The sequence below is a fragment of the Catellatospora sp. KI3 genome (genome assembly GCF_029948125.1).
Lineage (GTDB): Bacteria > Actinomycetota > Actinomycetes > Mycobacteriales > Micromonosporaceae > Catellatospora.
This window is the reverse complement of sequence record NZ_JASAMB010000016.1, coordinates 1-18,663: the sequence shown is the minus strand read 5'-3', so window position 1 is coordinate 18,663 and position 18,663 is coordinate 1. Positions and strand designations below refer to the sequence as shown.

At 71.0% G+C, this 18,663-nt stretch carries 13 protein-coding genes; 3 read left to right on the top strand and 10 right to left on the bottom strand.

The features are described from left to right. Nucleotides 1-3 precede the first annotated feature (3 nt). The 6 genes from QEZ54_RS23610 to QEZ54_RS23585 all read right to left on the bottom strand — a co-directional run bounded on the left by QEZ54_RS23610 (nt 4) and on the right by QEZ54_RS23585 (nt 8,148). Nucleotides 4-1,047, bottom strand: a complete 1,044-nt coding sequence (locus tag QEZ54_RS23610; protein ID WP_281306896.1) for a cytochrome d ubiquinol oxidase subunit II — start codon at nt 1,045-1,047, stop codon at nt 4-6. Further along, entirely contained in the window at nt 1,044-2,444 is a 1,401-nt protein-coding gene (locus QEZ54_RS23605; RefSeq protein WP_281306895.1) for a cytochrome ubiquinol oxidase subunit I, read from the bottom strand. Before QEZ54_RS23605 ends, QEZ54_RS23610 begins: the two co-directional genes overlap by 4 nt. Before the next feature lie 84 nt (nt 2,445-2,528). After that, nucleotides 2,529-3,935: a glucose-6-phosphate dehydrogenase gene (gene zwf / locus QEZ54_RS23600; protein ID WP_281306894.1), complete on the bottom strand. Its 1,407-nt coding sequence runs from the start codon at nt 3,933-3,935 to the stop codon at nt 2,529-2,531. A 38-nt stretch (nt 3,936-3,973) separates the two neighbouring features. Further along, a complete protein-coding gene (locus QEZ54_RS23595) occupies nt 3,974-5,197 on the bottom strand; it encodes a cytochrome P450 (RefSeq protein WP_281306893.1) in 1,224 nt (407 codons plus the stop codon). Between the two features lie 15 nt (nt 5,198-5,212). After that, nucleotides 5,213-6,823 (bottom strand): FAD-dependent oxidoreductase, encoded by a 1,611-nt coding sequence (locus QEZ54_RS23590; protein WP_281306892.1) that lies wholly within the window; start codon nt 6,821-6,823, stop codon nt 5,213-5,215. 38 nt (nt 6,824-6,861) lie between these two features. Beyond that, on the bottom strand, nt 6,862-8,148 hold the full coding sequence (locus QEZ54_RS23585) for an NAD(P)/FAD-dependent oxidoreductase (RefSeq protein WP_281306891.1): 1,287 nt from the start codon (nt 8,146-8,148) through the stop codon (nt 6,862-6,864). 162 nt (nt 8,149-8,310) lie between these two features. Between QEZ54_RS23585 and QEZ54_RS23580 the strand changes: the two genes are divergently transcribed. From QEZ54_RS23580 to QEZ54_RS23570, 3 genes are read left to right on the top strand one after another with little or no spacing between them, the layout of a single operon-like run. Next, nucleotides 8,311-10,197: a glycoside hydrolase family 15 protein gene (locus QEZ54_RS23580; RefSeq protein ID WP_281306890.1), complete on the top strand. Its 1,887-nt coding sequence runs from the start codon at nt 8,311-8,313 to the stop codon at nt 10,195-10,197. Continuing rightward, nucleotides 10,194-11,795: a GMC family oxidoreductase gene (locus tag QEZ54_RS23575; RefSeq protein WP_281306889.1), complete on the top strand. Its 1,602-nt coding sequence runs from the start codon at nt 10,194-10,196 to the stop codon at nt 11,793-11,795. The genes QEZ54_RS23580 and QEZ54_RS23575 overlap by 4 nt, the downstream gene beginning before the upstream one ends. Before the next feature lie 6 nt (nt 11,796-11,801). Beyond that, nucleotides 11,802-13,028, top strand: coding sequence for an MFS transporter (locus QEZ54_RS23570; RefSeq protein ID WP_281306888.1), 1,227 nt, complete (start codon nt 11,802-11,804; stop codon nt 13,026-13,028). 160 nt (nt 13,029-13,188) lie between these two features. On the opposite strand, the gene QEZ54_RS23565 is transcribed toward QEZ54_RS23570, so the two are convergent. The 4 genes from QEZ54_RS23565 to QEZ54_RS23550 form a co-directional block, all read right to left on the bottom strand. Continuing rightward, nucleotides 13,189-13,899 (bottom strand): polysaccharide deacetylase family protein, encoded by a 711-nt coding sequence (locus QEZ54_RS23565; RefSeq protein ID WP_281306887.1) that lies wholly within the window; start codon nt 13,897-13,899, stop codon nt 13,189-13,191. A gap of 77 nt (nt 13,900-13,976) precedes the next feature. Continuing rightward, a complete protein-coding gene (locus QEZ54_RS23560; protein WP_281306886.1) occupies nt 13,977-15,023 on the bottom strand; it encodes a polysaccharide deacetylase family protein in 1,047 nt (348 codons plus the stop codon). 280 nt (nt 15,024-15,303) lie between these two features. Next, nucleotides 15,304-16,497: an endo-1,4-beta-xylanase gene (locus tag QEZ54_RS23555; RefSeq protein WP_281306885.1), complete on the bottom strand. Its 1,194-nt coding sequence runs from the start codon at nt 16,495-16,497 to the stop codon at nt 15,304-15,306. A 166-nt stretch (nt 16,498-16,663) separates the two neighbouring features. After that, nucleotides 16,664-18,289: a glycoside hydrolase family 43 protein gene (locus QEZ54_RS23550; protein ID WP_281306884.1), complete on the bottom strand. Its 1,626-nt coding sequence runs from the start codon at nt 18,287-18,289 to the stop codon at nt 16,664-16,666. Between the last annotated feature and the right edge of the window lie 374 nt (nt 18,290-18,663).

The window sequence follows — 18,663 nt, the reverse complement described above, 5'->3', positions numbered from 1 at the left end:
GGCCTAGCGGCTCAGGTCGGTTTCGGGACGGGCCGTGGCCGGGTCCTCGCCGAGGTCGGTGCTGCGCTGGTCGAGGCTGTACAGCAGGGCCAGCGCCGGGATGATCGCCAGCAGCGCGATCACCGTCCAGATGAGCACCCAGCGCAGGGTCGGGGCGGCCCCGGCGCCGTCGTCGATGGTCAGCGTGAACGGCAGCAGGTACGGCGCCTGCGCGACCGCCCAGGACCAGATCAGCGCGGCGACGCCGACGGCGGCGACCACGCGCAGTCCGCGCACCACCGCCCGGCGGGCCAGGTACATCGTCGCGGCCAGCGCGATCACCCCGATGAGCAGCAGCGGGATGCTGCGGCTGACGAGGCGGTCGAACATCTGCGGGTTGTCGCCGTGCAGCGCGATCGCGGCGGCGGCACCGGCGACCAGCCCGACCGCCCCCGCCGCGATGGCGCGGGTCCAGAAGTAGCGCTCCAGGTCGGGCAGGTCCCGGCGGCGCGCCTCGGCGACCAGGTAGACCGCGGACAGGAACGCGCCGGAGGCCACGGCGAGCACGCCGGTCAGGATCGACACCGGATTCCACCAGCTGGTGATCTCGTTGCCGGCCGCGTTGCCGACCGGTACGCGCCCGGCGGCCAGGGCGCCCAGCACCGTGCCGAAGCAGAACGGGGTGAGGATCGAGCCGAGTCCGAACAGCCATCCGGCCACGTGGCGGCGCCCCTCGCGGGCGGCGTCCTTGCGCAGCGCGAAGCTCGCGCCGCGCAGCACGATGCCCAGCGCCGCCAGGAACAGCGGGATGTACAGCGTCGTCATGATCGAGGCGAACGCGATGCCGAACGCGGTCCAGGCCACGACCAGGATGAAGACGAGCCAGACGTGGTTGGCCTCCCAGATCGGGGTGACCGCGGCGTCGATGAGCTGGCGCGGGCGCCGCCCGGTCGCGCGGTCGCCGGCGAGCAGGTCCCAGAACCCGGCGCCGTAGTCGGCCAGGCCGGACCAGGCGTACAGGGTGATGACCAGGACGAGTACGGCCGCCACGCCGTCCGCGGCGCTCACGACGCGGTCCCGGTGCGGTCCAGGTCGGGCCGGGGACCGTAGACGGCGGCGGTGTCGTCGGTGTGCTGGGTGCCGCGCCAGCGCCGGGCCATGACGCGCAGCACGGTGATGGTGGCGGTGGCGAGGAAGGCGTACAGGAGCACGACCACGGTGAAGCTGATCCAGATGCCCTCGGCGTGGGTGACCGCCTGCGCGGTGCGCATGACGTTGTAGACGATCCAGGGTTGGCGGCCGACCTCGGTGACGATCCAGCCGGACTCGACCGCCAGGACGGTGAGCGGCGCCGCGGCGATGGCGCACCAGAGGAAGAGCTTGTTGCTGGGGACTTCGCGCTTGCGCCAGTACAGGAAGGCGAACCAGAGCGCGAGCACCCCCAGCAGCGAGGCGATGGTGACCATGATGTCGAAGGCCCAGTGCACGATGTTGACGTTGGACGGCCAGTCGCCGGCGGGTACGGCGTTGAGGCCCTGCACGTAGGTGTCCGTGCTGAACCCGACGAGGATGGAGTTGAGGCCCGGGATGCTGAGGCCGCCGGTGACGGTGTTGGTCGCGGCGTCGAACCGGCCGAACATGATCTCGGGCTGGTCGGTGCCGGACTGGGTCACCACCTCCATCGCCGAGAACTTGACCGGCTGCGCCCCGGCCAGCCAGCGGGCGATGGTGTCCCCGGCGATGAACTGCAGCGGGGTCGCGATCGCGGCGACGGTGAACGGGATGAGGAAGCCGAGGCGGTGGTAGCGGTCGCGGCGGCCCTTGAACCAGCCGACCGCGTACACCGAGGCGACCATGAAACCGGCGGCCATGTACATGGCGAGCAGGAAGTGCGAGAGCTCGTACGGCAGTGCGTCGGTGAAGATCGCCGCGACGGGGTCGATGTTCGTCGGCAGGCCGTCGGCGCCCATGGTGAACCCGGCCGGGGTGTTCATCCACGAGTTCGCCGCGATGATGGAGAACGCGCCCAGGATGGCGATGAACGGGATCGGCAGGCCGAGCCAGAAGTGGGTCCAGGGCTTGAGGCGCCGCCAGCCGTAGATGTAGATCGCGACCAGGATCGCCTCCAGGAAGAAGGCGATGCCCTCGATCATGAACGGCAGCCCGAACACGTCGCCGAACACGCCGGTCAGCCCTGGCCACAGCAGGCCCATCTCGAACGAGAGCACGGTGCCCGACACCGCGCCGACCGCGAAGGTCAGCCCCGCCACGTGCGACCAGCGCCGGGCCAGCGTCAGTGCGACCTGGTCGCCGCGCCGCAGGCCCTTGTAGTTGGCGATCAGCATCAGCGCCGGCAGCGCCACGCCCAGCGGCACGAAGATGATGTGGAACATCAGCGTGAACGCCATCTGGCTGCGCGCGGGCAGCAGCTGCGCGGGCTGGTCGGAAAGCAGCCAGTCACGCATCGTCTCTCCTGTCCCCGGGCGATCTTTTCGCCCTTAACCACACAATAAAGACAGAAGGACTGTCCGAGGCCGTTATGCCGAAGGTCAGGGCATCCAGGGCTCACGCCAGCCGCCGAAGTCGGCGACCAGGGCGTCGGCGGCCTGCGGGCCCATGCCGCCCTTGGCGTACGGGTGCACCGGCGGCGGCGAGTCCAGCAGTGGCTGCATGATCCGCCACGTCTCCTCGACCCCGTCCTGCCGGGTGAACCGCATGCTGTTGCCGGTCAGGGCCGCGTGCAGCAGCACCTCGTACGGGGTGGCGCCCTCGCCGCCCTCGCGGGAGAACTCGACGTCGGCGGTGACCGCCTGCGGGGCGGCTTCGTCGGCGCGCTTGGCGTCGAACCGGTACCGGATGCCCGTGCCCGGGTCCAGGCGCACCACGATCTGGTTGGCCTCCGGCTTGCGCTCGAACGGCAGCCGCAGCCCCAGCCGGGGCGGCTTCTTGAACACCAGCCGGAACTCCGTCTGCGTCACCGACAGGCACTTGCCGGTACGGATGAAGAACGGCACCTCCGACCAGCGCCAGTTGTCGATGTCCAGCCGCAGCGCGGCGTACGTCTCGGTGGCCGAGTCCTTCGCCACCCCGTCGATGCCCAGGTAGCCGTCGTACTGGCCGCGCACATACCGGGCCGGGTCGGCGGTGGCGACCGCCTTCCACAGCGCCACCTGCGCGTTCTTGATGGTGTCCGGGTCCGGTCCGGCCGGCGCCTCCATCGCGCCCGCCGACACCACCTGCATCAGGTGGTTGACGACGACGTCGCGCAGCGCGCCCACCGGGTCGTAGAAGTGGCCCCGGTCCTCCACGCCGAAGTCCTCGGCCATGGTGATCTGCACCGACTCGACGTAGTTGCGGTTCCACACCGGTTCCAGGAACGTGTTGGCGAACCGCAGGTAGAGCAGCTCATCCAGGCCCATCTTGCCCAGGAAGTGGTCGATGCGGAACAGTTGCGGCTCGGCCACGTACTGGTGCAGTTCGTCGGCGAGCGCCTTGGCGGACTGCTGGTCGTGACCGAACGGCTTCTCCACCACGACCCGGCCGTCCCGGATCACCTTCGCGCCGGCCAGCCCCTTGATGACCATGCCGAACAGCGAGGGCGGGATCTCCAGGTAGTAGACCGGGGTCCGGGCGTCGCCGATCGCGGCCTCGACGCGGGCGTACGTGTCGGCGTCGGAGAAGTCGCCCGCGAGGTAGGACATGCGGCCCATCAGCCGCTCGTAGGCGTCCTCATCGATCTTCTCGCCCTTGGTCTCGATCGCGGCCCGGGCGTGCTCGCGCAGGTCCTGCTCGCTCCACGGGTCGACGGCCACGCCGATGATCGGGCAGTCGAGCAGGCCTCGCGCCTCCAGCCGGTACAGCGAGTGGAAGGTCATCACCTTGGCCAGGTCGCCGCTGATGCCGAAGATGACGAAGACGTCGGCCGGGGTGCCGGCCGGGGCCGCTGCGGTGCTCATCACGGTGTGCCTTTCCGGTTTGCGGACATGCCCTCGGGTCAGCGCGGGCTGACGCGGTCGTAGGTGATCGGCAGGTGGATCGGGCCCCGCAGCACGGGACTCGGCCGGTACGGCGGCGGGTCGGCCACCAGGTGCGGGTTCTCCAGCCGCTTGGCCAGCTCGACCAGGGCCACCTGCGCCTCCAGCCGGGCCAGCGGCGCGCCGAAGCAGTAGTGGACGCCGCTGGCGAACGACAGGTGCACGTTGCCGACCCGGTCGGGGTCGAACCGGTCCGCGTGCGGGATGCAGTGCGGGTCGCGGTTGCCCGAGGCGAGCATGATCGCCACCGGATGCCCCTTGCGGATGGTCGTCCCGCCGATCTCGATGTCGTTCGTCGGCGTACGGAACGGCAGGATGTGCACCGGCGGTTCGTAGCGCAGCAGCTCCTCGACCAGGCGGATGACGAACGCGGGTTCGGTGCGCAGCCGCTGCAGGACCTCGGGGTGGCGCTGCAGGGTCAGCCAGCCGTTGGTGATCAGGTTGACGGTGGTCTCGTGCCCCGCGATCAGCAGCAGGACCAGCGTGCCGAACAGGTCGGCGCCCTCCAGCCGCCCGTCCGGACCGTCGTCGGTCACATACCCCGAGATCATGTCGTCTCCGGGTTCGGCCCGGCGGCGCTGGGCCAGTTCGAACATGTAGTTCGCCATGGCCTGGATCGCGTGCGTACGCTCCTGCAACTGCTCCGGCGTGGGATTGCCCAGCGAGTTGACGATCGGCTCCACCCACGCGCTGAACGTGGGCTCGTCCTCGGGCGGCACGCCGAGCATCCGGCAGATGGCCGCCACCGGCAGCGGGTACGCCACGTCGTCGACGATGTCCGCCTGCTGCCGGTCGGCCAGCTTGTCGATCAGCTTCGCGACGATGGTCTGGAGAGTCGGCGTGAAGCTGTCGACGAAGTCGGGGCGGTGCGGCGGTCCGAACTGGCGCATCGCCATCCGGCGCAGCACGTCGTGGCGGGGCGGATCCGTGCGGATGAAGCCGGTCGCGGTCCCGTCCCCCTCGCCCGGCGGGCGGATGGCGGCGAACTCCGGCAGCAGGTTGGCCGGGTCGGAACTCACCCGCGGATCGTGCTGCAGGGCGAGCGCCTCGCGGTAGGTGCTGACGACGAAGGTGCCATCGGCCTCCTGCCATACCGGTTGCGAGCGCAGCTTCTCGTAGAGCGGCCACGGGTTGGCCCGGTTCTCGTAGTCGAGGACCTGGTCGTACAGGCTGGGTTCGGTCATGGTCTCGGCTCCTGATCAGCGGCGGCGGGCGTTGCGGACGAGGGTGGCGCGGCGCTCACTCGGGTCGTGGCCGGTGACCATGACGGTGGCCTCGCGCCCCGGGTAGGTCCGCTCCGGGAACTCCGCCGCCACCGGCGTGGGGTCCTCGGGCGGGTTGGTCATGTCGTACGGCGGCGGGAAGGGCGCGGCCTGCTCGATCTGCTGCTCGTAGAAGTCCAGCCACTTGCCCTGGTTCCAGCTGACCGCGCCGACGATCCGGCCCTTGTAGCCGTACGCCGCGACGAACTGCCGCTTCTGCACCGACCCCTGCGTGATCGCCACCTGGTCGGCGATCACGGGCACGCCCACCGACTTGATGTTGTTGCCGAACTGCAGCGACCAGAACGCCGACACCTCCAGGTGCGGCCAGCGGTCGCTCTCGCCGCTGATCATGTTGTGCGCGGCGACCTCGGCCTGGCTGACCGAGTTGCCCCAGTGCTCCATGGCCAGGAACTGGTAGCCGAACATCGGCTGCGGCTGGCGGGCCACGTCACCGGCGACGAAGACGTCGTCGGTGACCAGCCCGTTGGCGTCGAACGCGCGGCAGCCCGCGTCGCAGGCCACGCCCCAGACGCCGACGGCCAGGCGCGAGCTCTCCAGCCACTCCACGTTGCGGATGCCGCCCAGCGCGACGACGGCCACGTCCACGTCGACGGTGGTGCCGTCGGACAGCAGCGCCCGCCGCAGCTTGCCGTCCTCGCCCTGCAGCGAGGTGACCATCGTGTTGGTACGCAGGTCGACCCCGTGCTCGCGCATGATCCCGCCCGCGATCCGACCGATCACGCCGCCCAGCGCCCCGGCCAGCGGCGCCGGGCCCGCCTCGGCCACCAGCACCGGGATGCCCAGCTCGACGCAGACCGACGCCATCTCGGAGCCGGTGAAGCCCGAACCGATCACCAGCACCCGGCTCGGCTTGCTCATCAGCCGCTCGCGCAGCCCCGTCGCGTCGGCGCGGGTGCGGATGGTGAACACGCCGTCCAGCGCCGCCTCCTCCGGGACGTGCCAGGGCCGGGCCCGTACGCCGGTGGAGATCAGCAGCCGGTCGAAGCCGACCTCCTGCCCGTCGGCCAGGGTCACCGTCTTGCGGTCGAGGTCGAGCGCGGTCGCGGCGACGCCGAGCTTCCAGTCCGCGTCGATCTCCCGGCGCCGGGGCAGCGTGGTGTCCGCGGAGTGGGCCCAGCCGGTCTGCACCTGCTTGGACAGTGGCGGCCGGTCGTAGGGCTCCTCCGGCTCGTCGCCGATCATCGTGATCGAGCCGGGGAACCCCTCCGCGCGCAGCTGCTCGGCCGCCTTGAGGCCGGCCAGCGACGCGCCCACGATCACGACGCGCCCGTCCTGCCCCAGCCTGCCCTCCCCGTGCCAGGCCGTCGACTCGCCCTGGGAGTGCGGCGGCAGATCGGCGAAGTCGACCTGCAGCGCCTGCACCGGGCATGCCGCGGCGGCCCGCAGGACCTTCTCCCGCAGCTCGTCGGGGGGCGACGGGTCGAACATCAGCGCCTCGTCGCCGACCATGCGGAACGCCTCCGGCGCCAGGAAGGCGCACTGCGCGTACCCCTCGCACTTCGTCAGGTCCACCACTACCCGCATGTCTTCGTTCCTTCCGCCAGTGATGTCACCGTCGCCGGTCAGCTCTTCTGGTCCCAGTCGATGCGGGGGCTGTCGATGCGGGAGGGCTCCAGCAGCTCGGCGGAGCGGTGGTCGGGGCGCAGGTAGAACTCCTGCGCCCAGGCGACGTACGCCTTGAGCTGCGCGCCGATGCTGTCCAGCAGCTGCATGTGCACGCCCAGCCAGGCCGCGAACGCGAAGTCGCCGTGGATCTCGTGCCGGTGCGCCCCCACCTCGGCGATCGCCGCCTTCCGGCCGATCATCGCCATGATGCCCTTGTCCCGGTAGTGGAACGGGTGCGGCGACCGGCCGCGCACCTCGGCCAGGATGTTGTCGGCGGCCCAGCGGCCCGACTGCTGCGCGACGCTGCCCAGCTGCGGCAGCGCGGACTCGCCGCCGGAGGGGATGTTCGCGACGTCGCCGAGGGCGTACACGCGCGGGAAGCCGGGCACGGTCAGGTCGGTGCCGACGTCGACCCGCCCACCCCGGCCGGTCGGCAGACCGCCCGTCGCGGCGACGTCGGCGGCCTTCTCGCCGCCGCCCCAGACCACCAGCCTGGTCTTGACGACCTCGCCGTCGGAGAGCGTGACCTGGTCCGGGTCGACCTGCTTGACGCGGGTGTTCTGGCACAGCCGTACGCCGCGCTTGGCCAGCTGCTTCGCGGCGTAGCCGCCGGCCTGGTCGGAGAAGGCGGTCAGCAGCGCGGGTCCGGCGTCGACCAGGATCACCTGGGCGCGGTCCAGCGGCAGCCCGCGGTAGGCGTGGGGCAGCACGTCGTGGATGAGTTCGCCCAGCGCGCCGGCGGTCTCCACGCCCGTGGGGCCGCCGCCGACGATGACGAAGTTCAGCGCGCCCTGGTCCACCAGCTCCGGGCGCTGCTTGACGTCTTCGAGGATGGTCAGTATCCGGCCGCGCACGGCACGGGCCTGCTCGACGCTGTACAGCGGGAACGCGTGCTCGGCCGCGCCCGGGGTGCGGAAGAAGTCGGGCTGGGCACCGGCCGCCAGCACCAGGAAGTCCGCCTCCAGCAGCTGCCCGTCGTCGAGCGTGACGGTCCGGGAGTGCGGGTCGACGGCGGTCGCCTCGGCCTTGCGCACGGTGACGTTCGGGCTGTCGCGGAACAGGTGGCACAGGTCGAACCGGATGTCGTCGGAGGTCAGCTCCGCCGTGGCCACCTGGTACAGCAGCGGCTGGAACTGGTGGTAGCCGGCCTTGTCGAGCAGCTCGACCCGTACGCCGGACTCGTCGGCCAGCCGCTTGGCGCAGGCGACGCCCGCGAAGCCGCCGCCCACGATGACTACCCTCACGTCCGCATCCATCATCGCCCCGTGACTGGTTGAAGACTGGTGCCCTGGTCCTGCCCGCCATCCTCACACGGCGAGTCCGACCAAAGCCCCAGTTCTTCTGAATAACTGTCATATGCGGTCATAGGCTGGCGCCGTGCGAACCACTGACCCCAGGCGGCCGCGATGACCGCGGTCGACACAGCCACCACCGAGCAGCCGACCGCCGCGGCGGTCTCGCCGTTCCCGCCGATCGCCGAGTACGCGTTCCTGTCCGACTGCCACACCGGCGCGCTCATCGCCGCCGACGGCTCGGTCGACTGGCTGTGCGTGCCGAGCTTCGACTCGCCCAGCGTCTTCGCCAGCCTGCTGGACCGCGAGGCGGGCACGTTCCGGTTCGCGCCCTACGGCATCGCACATCCGTCGGCCCGCTACTACCTGCCCGGCACGCTCGTGCTGGAGACGACGTGGCGCACCCCGTCGGGCTGGATGGTGGTCACCGACGCGCTGGTGGTCACCGAGCGCACCGGTGAGTGCGAGGTCACCCCACACACCCGGCCACCGGCCGACTACGACGCCGCGCACGTGCTGGTACGCACCGCGCGGTGCCTCAAGGGGCAGGTCGAACTGGAGCTGATCTGCGAGCCGGTGTTCGACTACGGCCGTACCCCCGCCGCGTGGACGCTGCTGGACGACTCCACCGCCGCGACCGCCGGCCACGGCCAGACCCTGCGCCTGCGCTCGGACCTCGCGCTGGGCATCGAGGGCGGCCGGGTCCGCGGCCGCCACGTGCTGCACCAGGGCGAGCAGGCGTACTGCGTGCTGGCCTGGGGCGCACCGACCCGCGACCTGCCCGGCGAGCAGCGCGCCTACGAGATGGTCGAGCAGACCACCGACTACTGGCGCACCTGGCTGGCGGGGGCGCGGGTGCCCGACCACCGCTGGCGCGAGGCGCTGCAGCGCTCCGCGCTGGTCATCAAGGGCCTGACCTACATGCCCACCGGCGCCACCGTCGCCGCGCTGACCACCTCGCTGCCGGAGACCCCGCGCGGCGAGCGCAACTGGGACTACCGCTACACCTGGATGCGCGATACCACCTTCACCCTCAAGGCGCTGCACTGGCTCAACCTGAACTGGGAAGCCGACGAGTTCATGCAGTTCATCGCCGACGTCGAGGCGACCGAGGACGGCTCCCTGCAGATCATGTACGGCATCGACGGCCGCCGCGACCTCACCGAGTCCACCCGCGACGACCTGTCCGGCTACGACGGCGCCCGCCCGGTGCGCATCGGCAACGGCGCCTTCGACCAGCGCCAGAACGACGTCTACGGCGCCGTGCTCGCCTCGATCCTGCTGCACACCCGGCACAGCCGGCGGCTGCCCAGGCGGCTGTGGCCGATCGTGCAGTCCCAGGCCGAGTGCGCCGCGAAGGTGTGGCAGCAGCCCGACCAGGGCATCTGGGAGGCCCGCGGCGAACCGCAGCACTACGTGTCGTCGAAGCTGATGTGCTGGGTGGCGCTGGACCGGGCGGCGACCCTGGCCGACATCCGCGGCGACCAGGCGCAGGGCGCGGCCTGGCGCGACGTCGCCGAGCAGATCCGCGACGACATCCTCGCCAACGGCGTGAGCGAGCGCGGCGTGCTGCGCCAGCACTACCACACCGACGCCCTCGACGCGTCCAACCTGCTCGCGGTGCTGTTCGGCTTCCTGCCGCCCGAGGACGAGCGGCTGCGCAAGACCGTCGAGGCCATCGCCGACGAGCTCAGCGAGAACGGGTTCGTGCTGCGCTACCGCACCGACGAGACCGACGACGGCATGAGCGGCAAGGAGGGCACCTTCCTCATCTGCTCGTTCTGGCTGGTGTCGGCGCTGGCCGCGGTCGGCGACATGCACCGCGCCCGCGACCTGATGGAGCGGCTGCTGGCCGTCGCCTCGCCGCTGGGCCTGTACGCCGAGGAGTTCGAGGTCGACACCGGCCGCCACCTCGGCAACTTCCCGCAGGCGTTCTCCCACCTGGCCCTCATCGAGGCGGCCGGGCGGATCATCCTGGCCGAGCTACTCGAGGAGATATGACCGTGGACAGCTACGACGTCATCATCATCGGCACCGGCGCGGGCGGCGGCACGCTGGCCCGGCACCTGGCCGGCTCGGGCAAGCGCATCCTGCTGCTGGAGCGCGGCGACTGGCTGCCCCGCGAGCCGGAGAACTGGAGCGCCGCCGACGTCTTCATCGACAACCGGTACATCTCGCCGGACACCTGGTACAGCGGGGACGGCAAGCCGTTCCAGCCGCAGGTGCACTACTTCGTCGGCGGGGCCACCAAGCTCTACGGCGCCGCGCTGTACCGGCTGCGCCGCGAGGACTTCGGGCAGCTGCAGCACCACGACGGGGTGTCGCCGGCCTGGCCCATCAGCTACGACCAGATCGAGCCGTACTACACGCTCGCCGAGCAGATGTACCAGGTGCACGGGGCCCGGGGCGAGGACCCGACCGAGCCGCCCGCCAGCGCGCCGTACCCGTTCCCGGCCGTCTCGCACGAGCCGCGCATCCAGCAGCTCTCCGACGACCTGGCGGCGGCGGGCTACCACCCGTTCCACGCCCCGTGCGGCATCCGCCTCATCGAGAACAACATGCCCTACAGCGTCTGCGTCCGCTGCCAGAGCTGCGACGGCTTCCCGTGCCCGCTGCACGCCAAGTCCGACGCCGAGGTCTTCGGCGTACGCCCCGCGCTCGAGCAGCCGAACGTGGAGATGCTCACCCACGCCGAGGTCGTCCGGCTGGAGACCAACGCGGCCGGAACGTCCGTCACCACTGTCGTCGTCAACCACGAGGGCCACGAGGAGCGCTACAGCGCCGACATCGTGGTGCTGTCCGCCGGTGCCGCCAACTCGGCCAAGCTGCTGCTGGCCTCGGCCACCGACAAGCACCCGCGCGGCCTGGCCAACGGCTCCGACCAGGTCGGCCGCAACTACATGTTCCACGACAGCCAGGCGGTGCTGGCCCTGTCGAAGGAGCCCAACCCGACCGTCTTCCAGAAGACGCTGGGCGTCAACGACTTCTACTTCCGGGGCCCGGACTTCGACTACCCCATGGGCAACATCCAGATGATCGGCAAGTCGCAGCCGGACATGTTCCGCGGCGAGAAGCCGCTGGCCACCAAGCTCGCCCCGACCTGGGCGCTGGCCGACGTCGCCCGGCACGCGGTCGACTTCTGGCTGTCCACCGAGGACCTGCCGCTGGCCGAGAACCGGGTCACGCTCGGGCCGGACGGCAACATCAGGCTGGCGTACCGCAAGAGCAACCCGACCGCCGCCGAGCGGCTGTACCACCAGCTCAAGTCGATGCTCGGGCACCTCGGCATGCACTCGGGGCACCTGATCCACCGGTTCGCGTACATGAAGAGCGACATCCCGATCGCGGGCGTCGCGCACCAGGCGGGCACCTGCCGGTTCGGCGACGACCCGAACAGCTCCGTGCTCGACGCCAACTGCAAGGCCCACGAGCTGGACAACCTGTACGTCGTGGACACCAGCTGCTTCCCGAGCATCGGGGCGGTCAACCCGGCGCTGACGGCGATGGCCAACGCCCTGCGCGTCGGCGACCACCTGCTGCAGCGGATGGGCGCCGCCGCACCCGCCACCACGGCGGCCGGTCAGGACCAGGTGCGCTGACCCGCCATGGCCACCCGGACCGAAGGGCTGGTCGTCAACATCGCCGGGGTGGTCCAGGGCATCGTCCTGGTCACCATCCCGGCGGCGAGCACCATCTTCACCGACCCCGCGGAGTACGGGCTGTCCAGCACCCGGTACGGCGGGATGTTCCTGCCGCAGGTGGTGCTGGCCATCACCGCCTCGCTGCTCGGGGCGCTGCTGTCGCGCCGCTGGGGCACCAAGCCGGTGTACCTGGCCGGGCTGGGCTGCTCGCTGCTGTCCATGGTGCTGCTGCTGGCCAGCATCCCGGTGATGCACCAGGCGGGCGCGTACCCGCTGCTGCTGGGCGCCACCGCCGCGCTGGGCGCCGGGTTCGGCCTCGCCGTCCCGGCGCTCAACTCGCTGGCCGCCGCGTTCCACCCGGGCCGCGTGGACTCGGCGGTGCTGGTGCTCAACGCGCTGCTGGGGCTGGGCACCGCGCTGGCGCCGGTGTTCGTGGCGCTGTTCGTCGGGCTCGGCTTCTGGTGGGGCCTGCCCGTGCTGTCGACCCTGCTGCTGGTCGGCCTGCTGCTGGTGAGCCTGCCGCTGCCGATGCGCACCGCCACCGCGGCACCGGCGGCCGGCGGCCGGTCGGCCGTTCCGGCCCGGTTCTGGGCGTACGCCGCCTTCGCCGTGCTCTACGGCATGTGCGAGACCGTCAACGGCAACTGGTCCACCCTCGACATCACCGGCAGCCTGGGCGGGTCGGCGACCACGGCGGCGCTCGCGCTGACCGCGTTCTGGGCGATGGTCACGCTCGGCCGGATCGGCTTCGCCGCCGCGCACTCGGTCATCGGCGCCCGGACCGTGTACCACAGCCTGCCGTTCCTACTCGCGGCCGTGTTCGTGCTGATCGCGCTGCTGCCTTCGGGCATGCCGGGGCTGGCGGTGCTCGCGTTCGGCATGGCGGGCATCGGCTGCTCGGCGCTGCTGCCGCTGACCATCAGCTTCGGCCAGGCCGAGCTGACCCCGATCTCCGGTGCGGTCGCGGGCGGCGTCATCGCCTGCTACCAGCTCGGCTACGGCATCGCCGCGTTCGGCGTCGGCCCGGTCCTGGCCGCGGGCGTCCGACTACCCACCGTGTACGCCGTGGCGGCGGTGATCGCGGCGCTCATGGGCCTGCTCTCCTTCGCGGTAGCCCACCGCCGCCCCTCCCCCGCCACCCTCCACCCGCGCCCGCCCAGCCACGTCGCGCCCGCCGCACCGTCCCCGTGATCGCCGCACCGTCCCCGTGATCGCCGCAGTTTCGGGGAAAGTGCACGAATCTTGGCCCCCTTTCCTGCACTTTCCCCGAAACTGCACCCTCGACCGGGGGCCGGGCGGGCGGGGCGTCCGGGGGCGGGCGGTGGGCAGGGCCGTCCGCGCCCGGACGGGTTCAGGAGGCGTGGCCGGGGGGCTGCGGCAGGGTGAAGCGGTAGTGGTCGGCGCGCAGCTCGGGGATGATGCGGTCCACGGCGTCGACGGTCTGGCTGCGGTCGCCGCCGCCGTCGTGCATCAGCACCACCGCGCCGGGCGTGATGCCGTCGCGCAGCCGCTGCACCAGCACGTCCGTGCCCGGCGGTTCCCAGTCGCTGATGGCCAGGCGCCAGCCGAGCGGCTGCATGCCCAGCCGCGCCGCGATCTCCGGCGTCTGCCCCCACGCGCCGAACGGGGCGCGGAAGTAGGGAATGCGCGCTCCCGGCACCGCCCGGCGGATCGCCGCACTGGTCTCGGCCAGGTCCGCCTCGATCTGCTCGGGCGTCAGGGCGCTCAGGTCGTCGTGGTGCATGCTGTGGTTGCACAGGGTGTGACCTGCGGCGACGATTCGGCGTACGACGTCGGGGTGCTCGACGACGTGGTCGCCCCACAGGCAGAACACGGCCTTGACGTGGTGGCGGCGCAGGACGTCCAGCAGCCGCAGCGTGTCGGCGGGGTTGGGCCCGTCGTCGAAGGTGAAGCTGACGACGTCGCCGTGTCCGCGCGCGGTGTCGACGATGTCGGCGGTGGCGCGGGGGCGGGCTTCGGCGGGACCGGCCGCACCCAGCGCGAGGCTGAGCGCGCCGAGCGCGATCGCGGCACGTGGCAGACCGCGGGTCGGCAGGAGCATAATGATCGGCCTTTCCTGGCAGGGGCGCCCGGTCGGCGGTCCGCTGTCCTGGACCGGACCGCCGACCGGGCGGGTCATCAGGGAGTACGGCAGGAGACGGTCGGCGCGGCCCACTGGCCGTTGGCCATCACGGTGAACCCGAACGTGGTGGACCCGCCCGCGGGCAGGCTGCCGTTGCCGCTGGGCCGGACCGTCATCACGTTGCCGCTGCTGTCCCAGCTCGGGCTGCCGTTCCACACCGCCGACACCTTCTGCGGCGCGCGTACGGTCACCGTCGCGGTCCAGCTGGTGATCGCGGTCGATCCCGCCCGGACCGTCACCTCGCCGTTGAACCGGTCCCCCCACCGCTGCGTCTCCCGGTACGTCGCCGTGCAGCCGCCACCGCCGCCGCCCCCGGACGTGGGGCTGGCGCTGGGCGGGGTGCTGCCGTCGGGGGCGACGGCCCGGCCGGTGCTCGGCGAGATCATGCCCGCGCACAGGTTGCGGCTGTTCAGGTTGGCGACGATCTGCGGGATCGCGTTGACCGTGTTCTGGTAGCCGTCGTGCATCAGGATCACGCCGCCGTTGCCGAGGTTCCCGGCCGCCTGCACGATCTGGGCGGTGCTCGCGCCGTTCCAGTCCTGGCTGTCGACGCTCCACAGCACCTCGGTGAGCCCGAACTGCGACTCGACCGACTTCAGCGTCGCGTTGGTCTCGCCGTAAGGCGGCCGGAACAGCTTCGGCGCGACGCCGGTGGCCTGCTGGAGCACCTGCTGGGTCTGGCTGATCTCCGAGGTGATCTGGGCGGTGGACAGCTGGGTCAGGTGCGGATGGGTCCAGCTGTGGTTGCCGATCCACATCCCGGCGTTCTTCTGCGCCTGCACCAGCGACGGGTTGGCCTGAGCCTTCTGGCCGATGTTGAAGAACGTGGCGCGCACACCGTTGGCGGTCAGCGCGTTGAGCAGGTTGCCGGTGGTCCCGGCGATCGGGCCGTCGTCGTAGGTGAGCGCGACGTATCCGGCGCTGCAGGTGGCCGCCGCCGCCGGACTGGCCGTCGCCAGCACGGCGACCGCGCCCGCGGCGACGGTCGCGGCCGCGGTGAGGGCGACGAGCGCCCGCCGCCGCAGGAGCTGCGCGGATGACATGGGTACCTCCTCGGGCAGTGAGGATTGACGCGCTGCGGCGGTAGGGAGTCACCGCATCGCACACCGACGAGCCCGAACATGGACACCGGGCTATGTGATCGGCGGACCTCATTCTGAACACGAGCCCGTAACAGCGTCAACAACTTCCGGAAAAGTATCGGTCCGTCCTGATCGCACAAAAGGCGTCTCCATCAGGACTTATTCGGTTCATCACGGCACGCGGTCCAGGCCGCCGGGCGAGTCGCCACGGCGGCCTGACGCACGAGCTACCGGAAGCGGATCAGCGGCGGGGCCGCTGCGGGATGCGCGGCAGCACGTACGGCGCGCCGGCGAAGACCAGGTCCGCCTTCACGATGTTGTACGCGCGCTTGGGCTGGTAGTTCTCGTCGTACAGGGTGGCCAGGCCCTCCGGCGGGTCGGTGAACCAGGTCGGCACCCACGAGTGCTTGTCCGTGAAGCCCCACACCGTGAAGGAGAGGCAGTGCCGGCTGGACAGGCATGCCTGCAGCAGCACGCTGAAGTTGCCCGCCGAGGCCTGCAGCCGCGGGTTGATCTCGTTGGAGTCGCCCGCCCGCACCTTCTCCGTCAGCTGGCTGCGCACGTCCACCTCGGTGAACGCCGTGGCCAGACCGAGATCACCGAACCGCTTGAGCGCGTCGGCGACCTGGAAGGTGTCGTAGTTGCCGTACTGGGTGCCCAGGTGGCCCTGGCTGCCCACCCCGTCGATCGGCACACCGCTGTCGCGCAGCTGCTTGACCATGTCGTACACGAACTGGGTCTTGTCATCGGCCGGGTTGCCCGAGCCGAACGCCTCGATGTTGTAGTCGTTGTAGAACAGCAGCGCCTTCGGGTCGGCGGCACGCGCCCAGCGGAACGCGTCGGCGACATACCCTTCGCCCAGGTGCTGGGCCCAGAAGCCCTTGTAGTGCAGCGTCGGCGGGTTGTCCCACGGGTCGCTGACGGCCTCGTTGACCACGTCCCACTGCCAGATCTTGCCCTTGAAGTGCCGTACCACGTTGGTGATGTGGTTCTTCAGGATGTCGCGCAGCTCGGTGTCGCTGATCGTGCCGTCGGCGACCCCGGCGGTCAGCCAGCCGGGGAGCTGGTTGTGCCACACCAGCACGTGCCCGCGCACGCGCTGCCTGTTCTGCTTGGCGAAGGCGATCAGCTCGTCGGCCGGTCCCCAGTCGTAGGTGCCGCGGGTGGGCTCCAGGCTCTCCCACTTCATCACGTTCTCCGCGGTGACCGAGGAGAACTCCGCGGCGACCTTCTCCCGGTACTGCGGGTCGGCCGGGTCGGCCAGGGCCGCCATGTCGACGGCGGTGCCGATGAACAGGTCGTGGCGCATACCGAGGGTGCGCAGGCTCTGGTCGGCGGGGTCGGTCACGTGGCCGGCCGTGGCGGGCATGGCGTTCAGGGCACCGGCCGCGACGAGGGCGACGGCGCCGACGGTGAGCCACCGTCTGACGTTCATGTGGATGTCCTTCCTGATGGACCGCAAGTCGGCGATCACGCGGACCCGGCCCAGCCCGCCGATGGATCCGCTCCGGATGTGGGTTGGTGCACTTCCAGGGAAAGTGCAGGATTCATGGCGCCGATTCCTGCACTTTCCCCGAAACTGCCGGGTGTCCCCTGGTGCGTCAGTGTTCGTGGTAGGTGGCGTGGTCGTAGTCGGCGTGGATGCCGTCGTTGCCGAGGTCCTGGACCCAGAGTCCGAGGAAGGCGCCGGTGAAGCCCCAGGCGGCGGGTTCGCCGTCGATGACGGTGGCGGCGTGCTCGTCGGACAGGATCGTGGCGTCGAACCGGTGGTCGATGCTGTGCCAGCCCGCGCCCAGGTTGTAGGCGAAGTGGACGGTGGGCCCGTCGAAGGTGGCGCGCAGGCCGACGCCGCCGGCTTCGCTCGTGTCGACGGTGAGGTGCGGATACGCGGTGAGGCGGCCGTGGTCGCAGGTCAGCAGTTCGAGAGTGCGGCGGCCGTCGTCGGCTCGGGTGAGGTAGGCGTGGTGCCAGTTGGCGGTGTTGTAGTAGGCCGTGACCCCGGCCAGGTGGCGGTGGTCGGCCGGGTCGAACTCGACGACCGTCTCCAGTGCGCAGCGGGTGGCACCGACCCGGCGGGCGACCAGGCTCGGGGCCTGCCTGCCCACGGGTGACTGACCGCCCCGGATGCGCAGGTGCGAGGGCCTGGTGGTGAGGTCGATCCAGTCGGGGGTGGCGGGTCGGCGCAGCGTGGACCAGGCCGGGCCGAGGGTCGGCGCGTCGAAGTGATCGGTGGCCGGTTCCGCGGGCCAGAGGTGGATCGGCAGGTCCGGCGCCGGGATCTCCTCGGCGGGGATGCCGCCGGGGATGGACGGCCAGCCGCCCGCTGGCCAGTCGACCTTCTGGATGGCCGTCTCGCGGCCGAGGACGCAGTTGCCCAGCGGGGTGTAGGGGCGTCCGACGAGGTGGGCGAGGTACCAGTCGCCGTTCTGGGTCTGGACGAGGCTGCCGTGGCCTGCTTTCTGCAGGGCCAGGTCGGGGTGGCCGTGGGAGGTGAGCAGGGGGCCGCCGGGGTCGGCGAGGTAGGGGCCGTGGAGGTTGCGCGAGCGGGCGATGGTGGCCTGGTGCTGCCAGCTGGTGCCGCCCTCGGCGGTGAGCAGGTAGTACCAGCCGTCGTGGTGGTGCAGGTGGGGGCCTTCGGTGAGGCCCGCGTCGGTGCCGGTGTAGATGATCTGGGCGGTGCCGACGAGTTGCCGCTTGTCGCGGTCGTAGCGCTGGATCTCGATGCCGCCGAAGCGGTCGCGGCCGGGGCGCCAGTCGGCCGACATGGCCAGGAGCCACGTGGTGCCGTCGGGGTCGTGGAACAGCGACGCGTCGAAGCCGTGCGAGTGCAGCTTGACCGGGTCCGACCAGGGGCCGTCGATGCTGGGCGCGGTGGTGAGGTAGTTCTGCGGGTCCCAGAAGCCGGAGGCGAAGCTGGCGACGTCGCTGTAGACCAGGTAGAACAGGCCGTCGTGCCAGGTGAGGTCGGGGGCCCAGACGCCGTTGGAGTCGCCGCAGCCGCGCAGGTCCAGCAGGCGCTTCTCGTTGATGATGCCGCCGAGCGGGCGCCAGTGGACCAGGTCGCGGGAGTGGTGCACGCGTACGCCGGGGTACCACTCGAACGTCGAGGTGGCCAGGTAGTAGTCGTCGCCCACGCGCAGGATCGACGGGTCCGGGTGGAACCCGGTCAGGACCGGGTTGCGGATGGACCGCGCGGCCGTCACGACGTCTGCGAAGTCGGTCGACATGTTCAGTCTCCTCTGACGTACCTGCTTCCGACCTGGCTCCGGAAGTTTCGGAGGAGGTCGCCCGGAATTCTCGCCCACCATAGCGATCTCATCGCGATTGCAACAGCCCTTGACCGTTGACATACAAGGGTCGTAACGTGCCCGCCATCATTTGAAAACGACCGGCTCGATGCTGAAAGTTTCGGAACCGGTATTGCTCAGCTCATCCCCCACGGCCGACCACGGTCGGCACCCGAGTACATGCCAGTACCTCGAAGGGACGGCTATGACCGCGCACCTCTCCCGCAGATCGCTGCTGGGTATCGCCGGTGCCAGCGCCGGCGCGCTCCTGCTCGCCGCCTGCGGCAACGACGAGCCCACCAGCCCCGATGGCG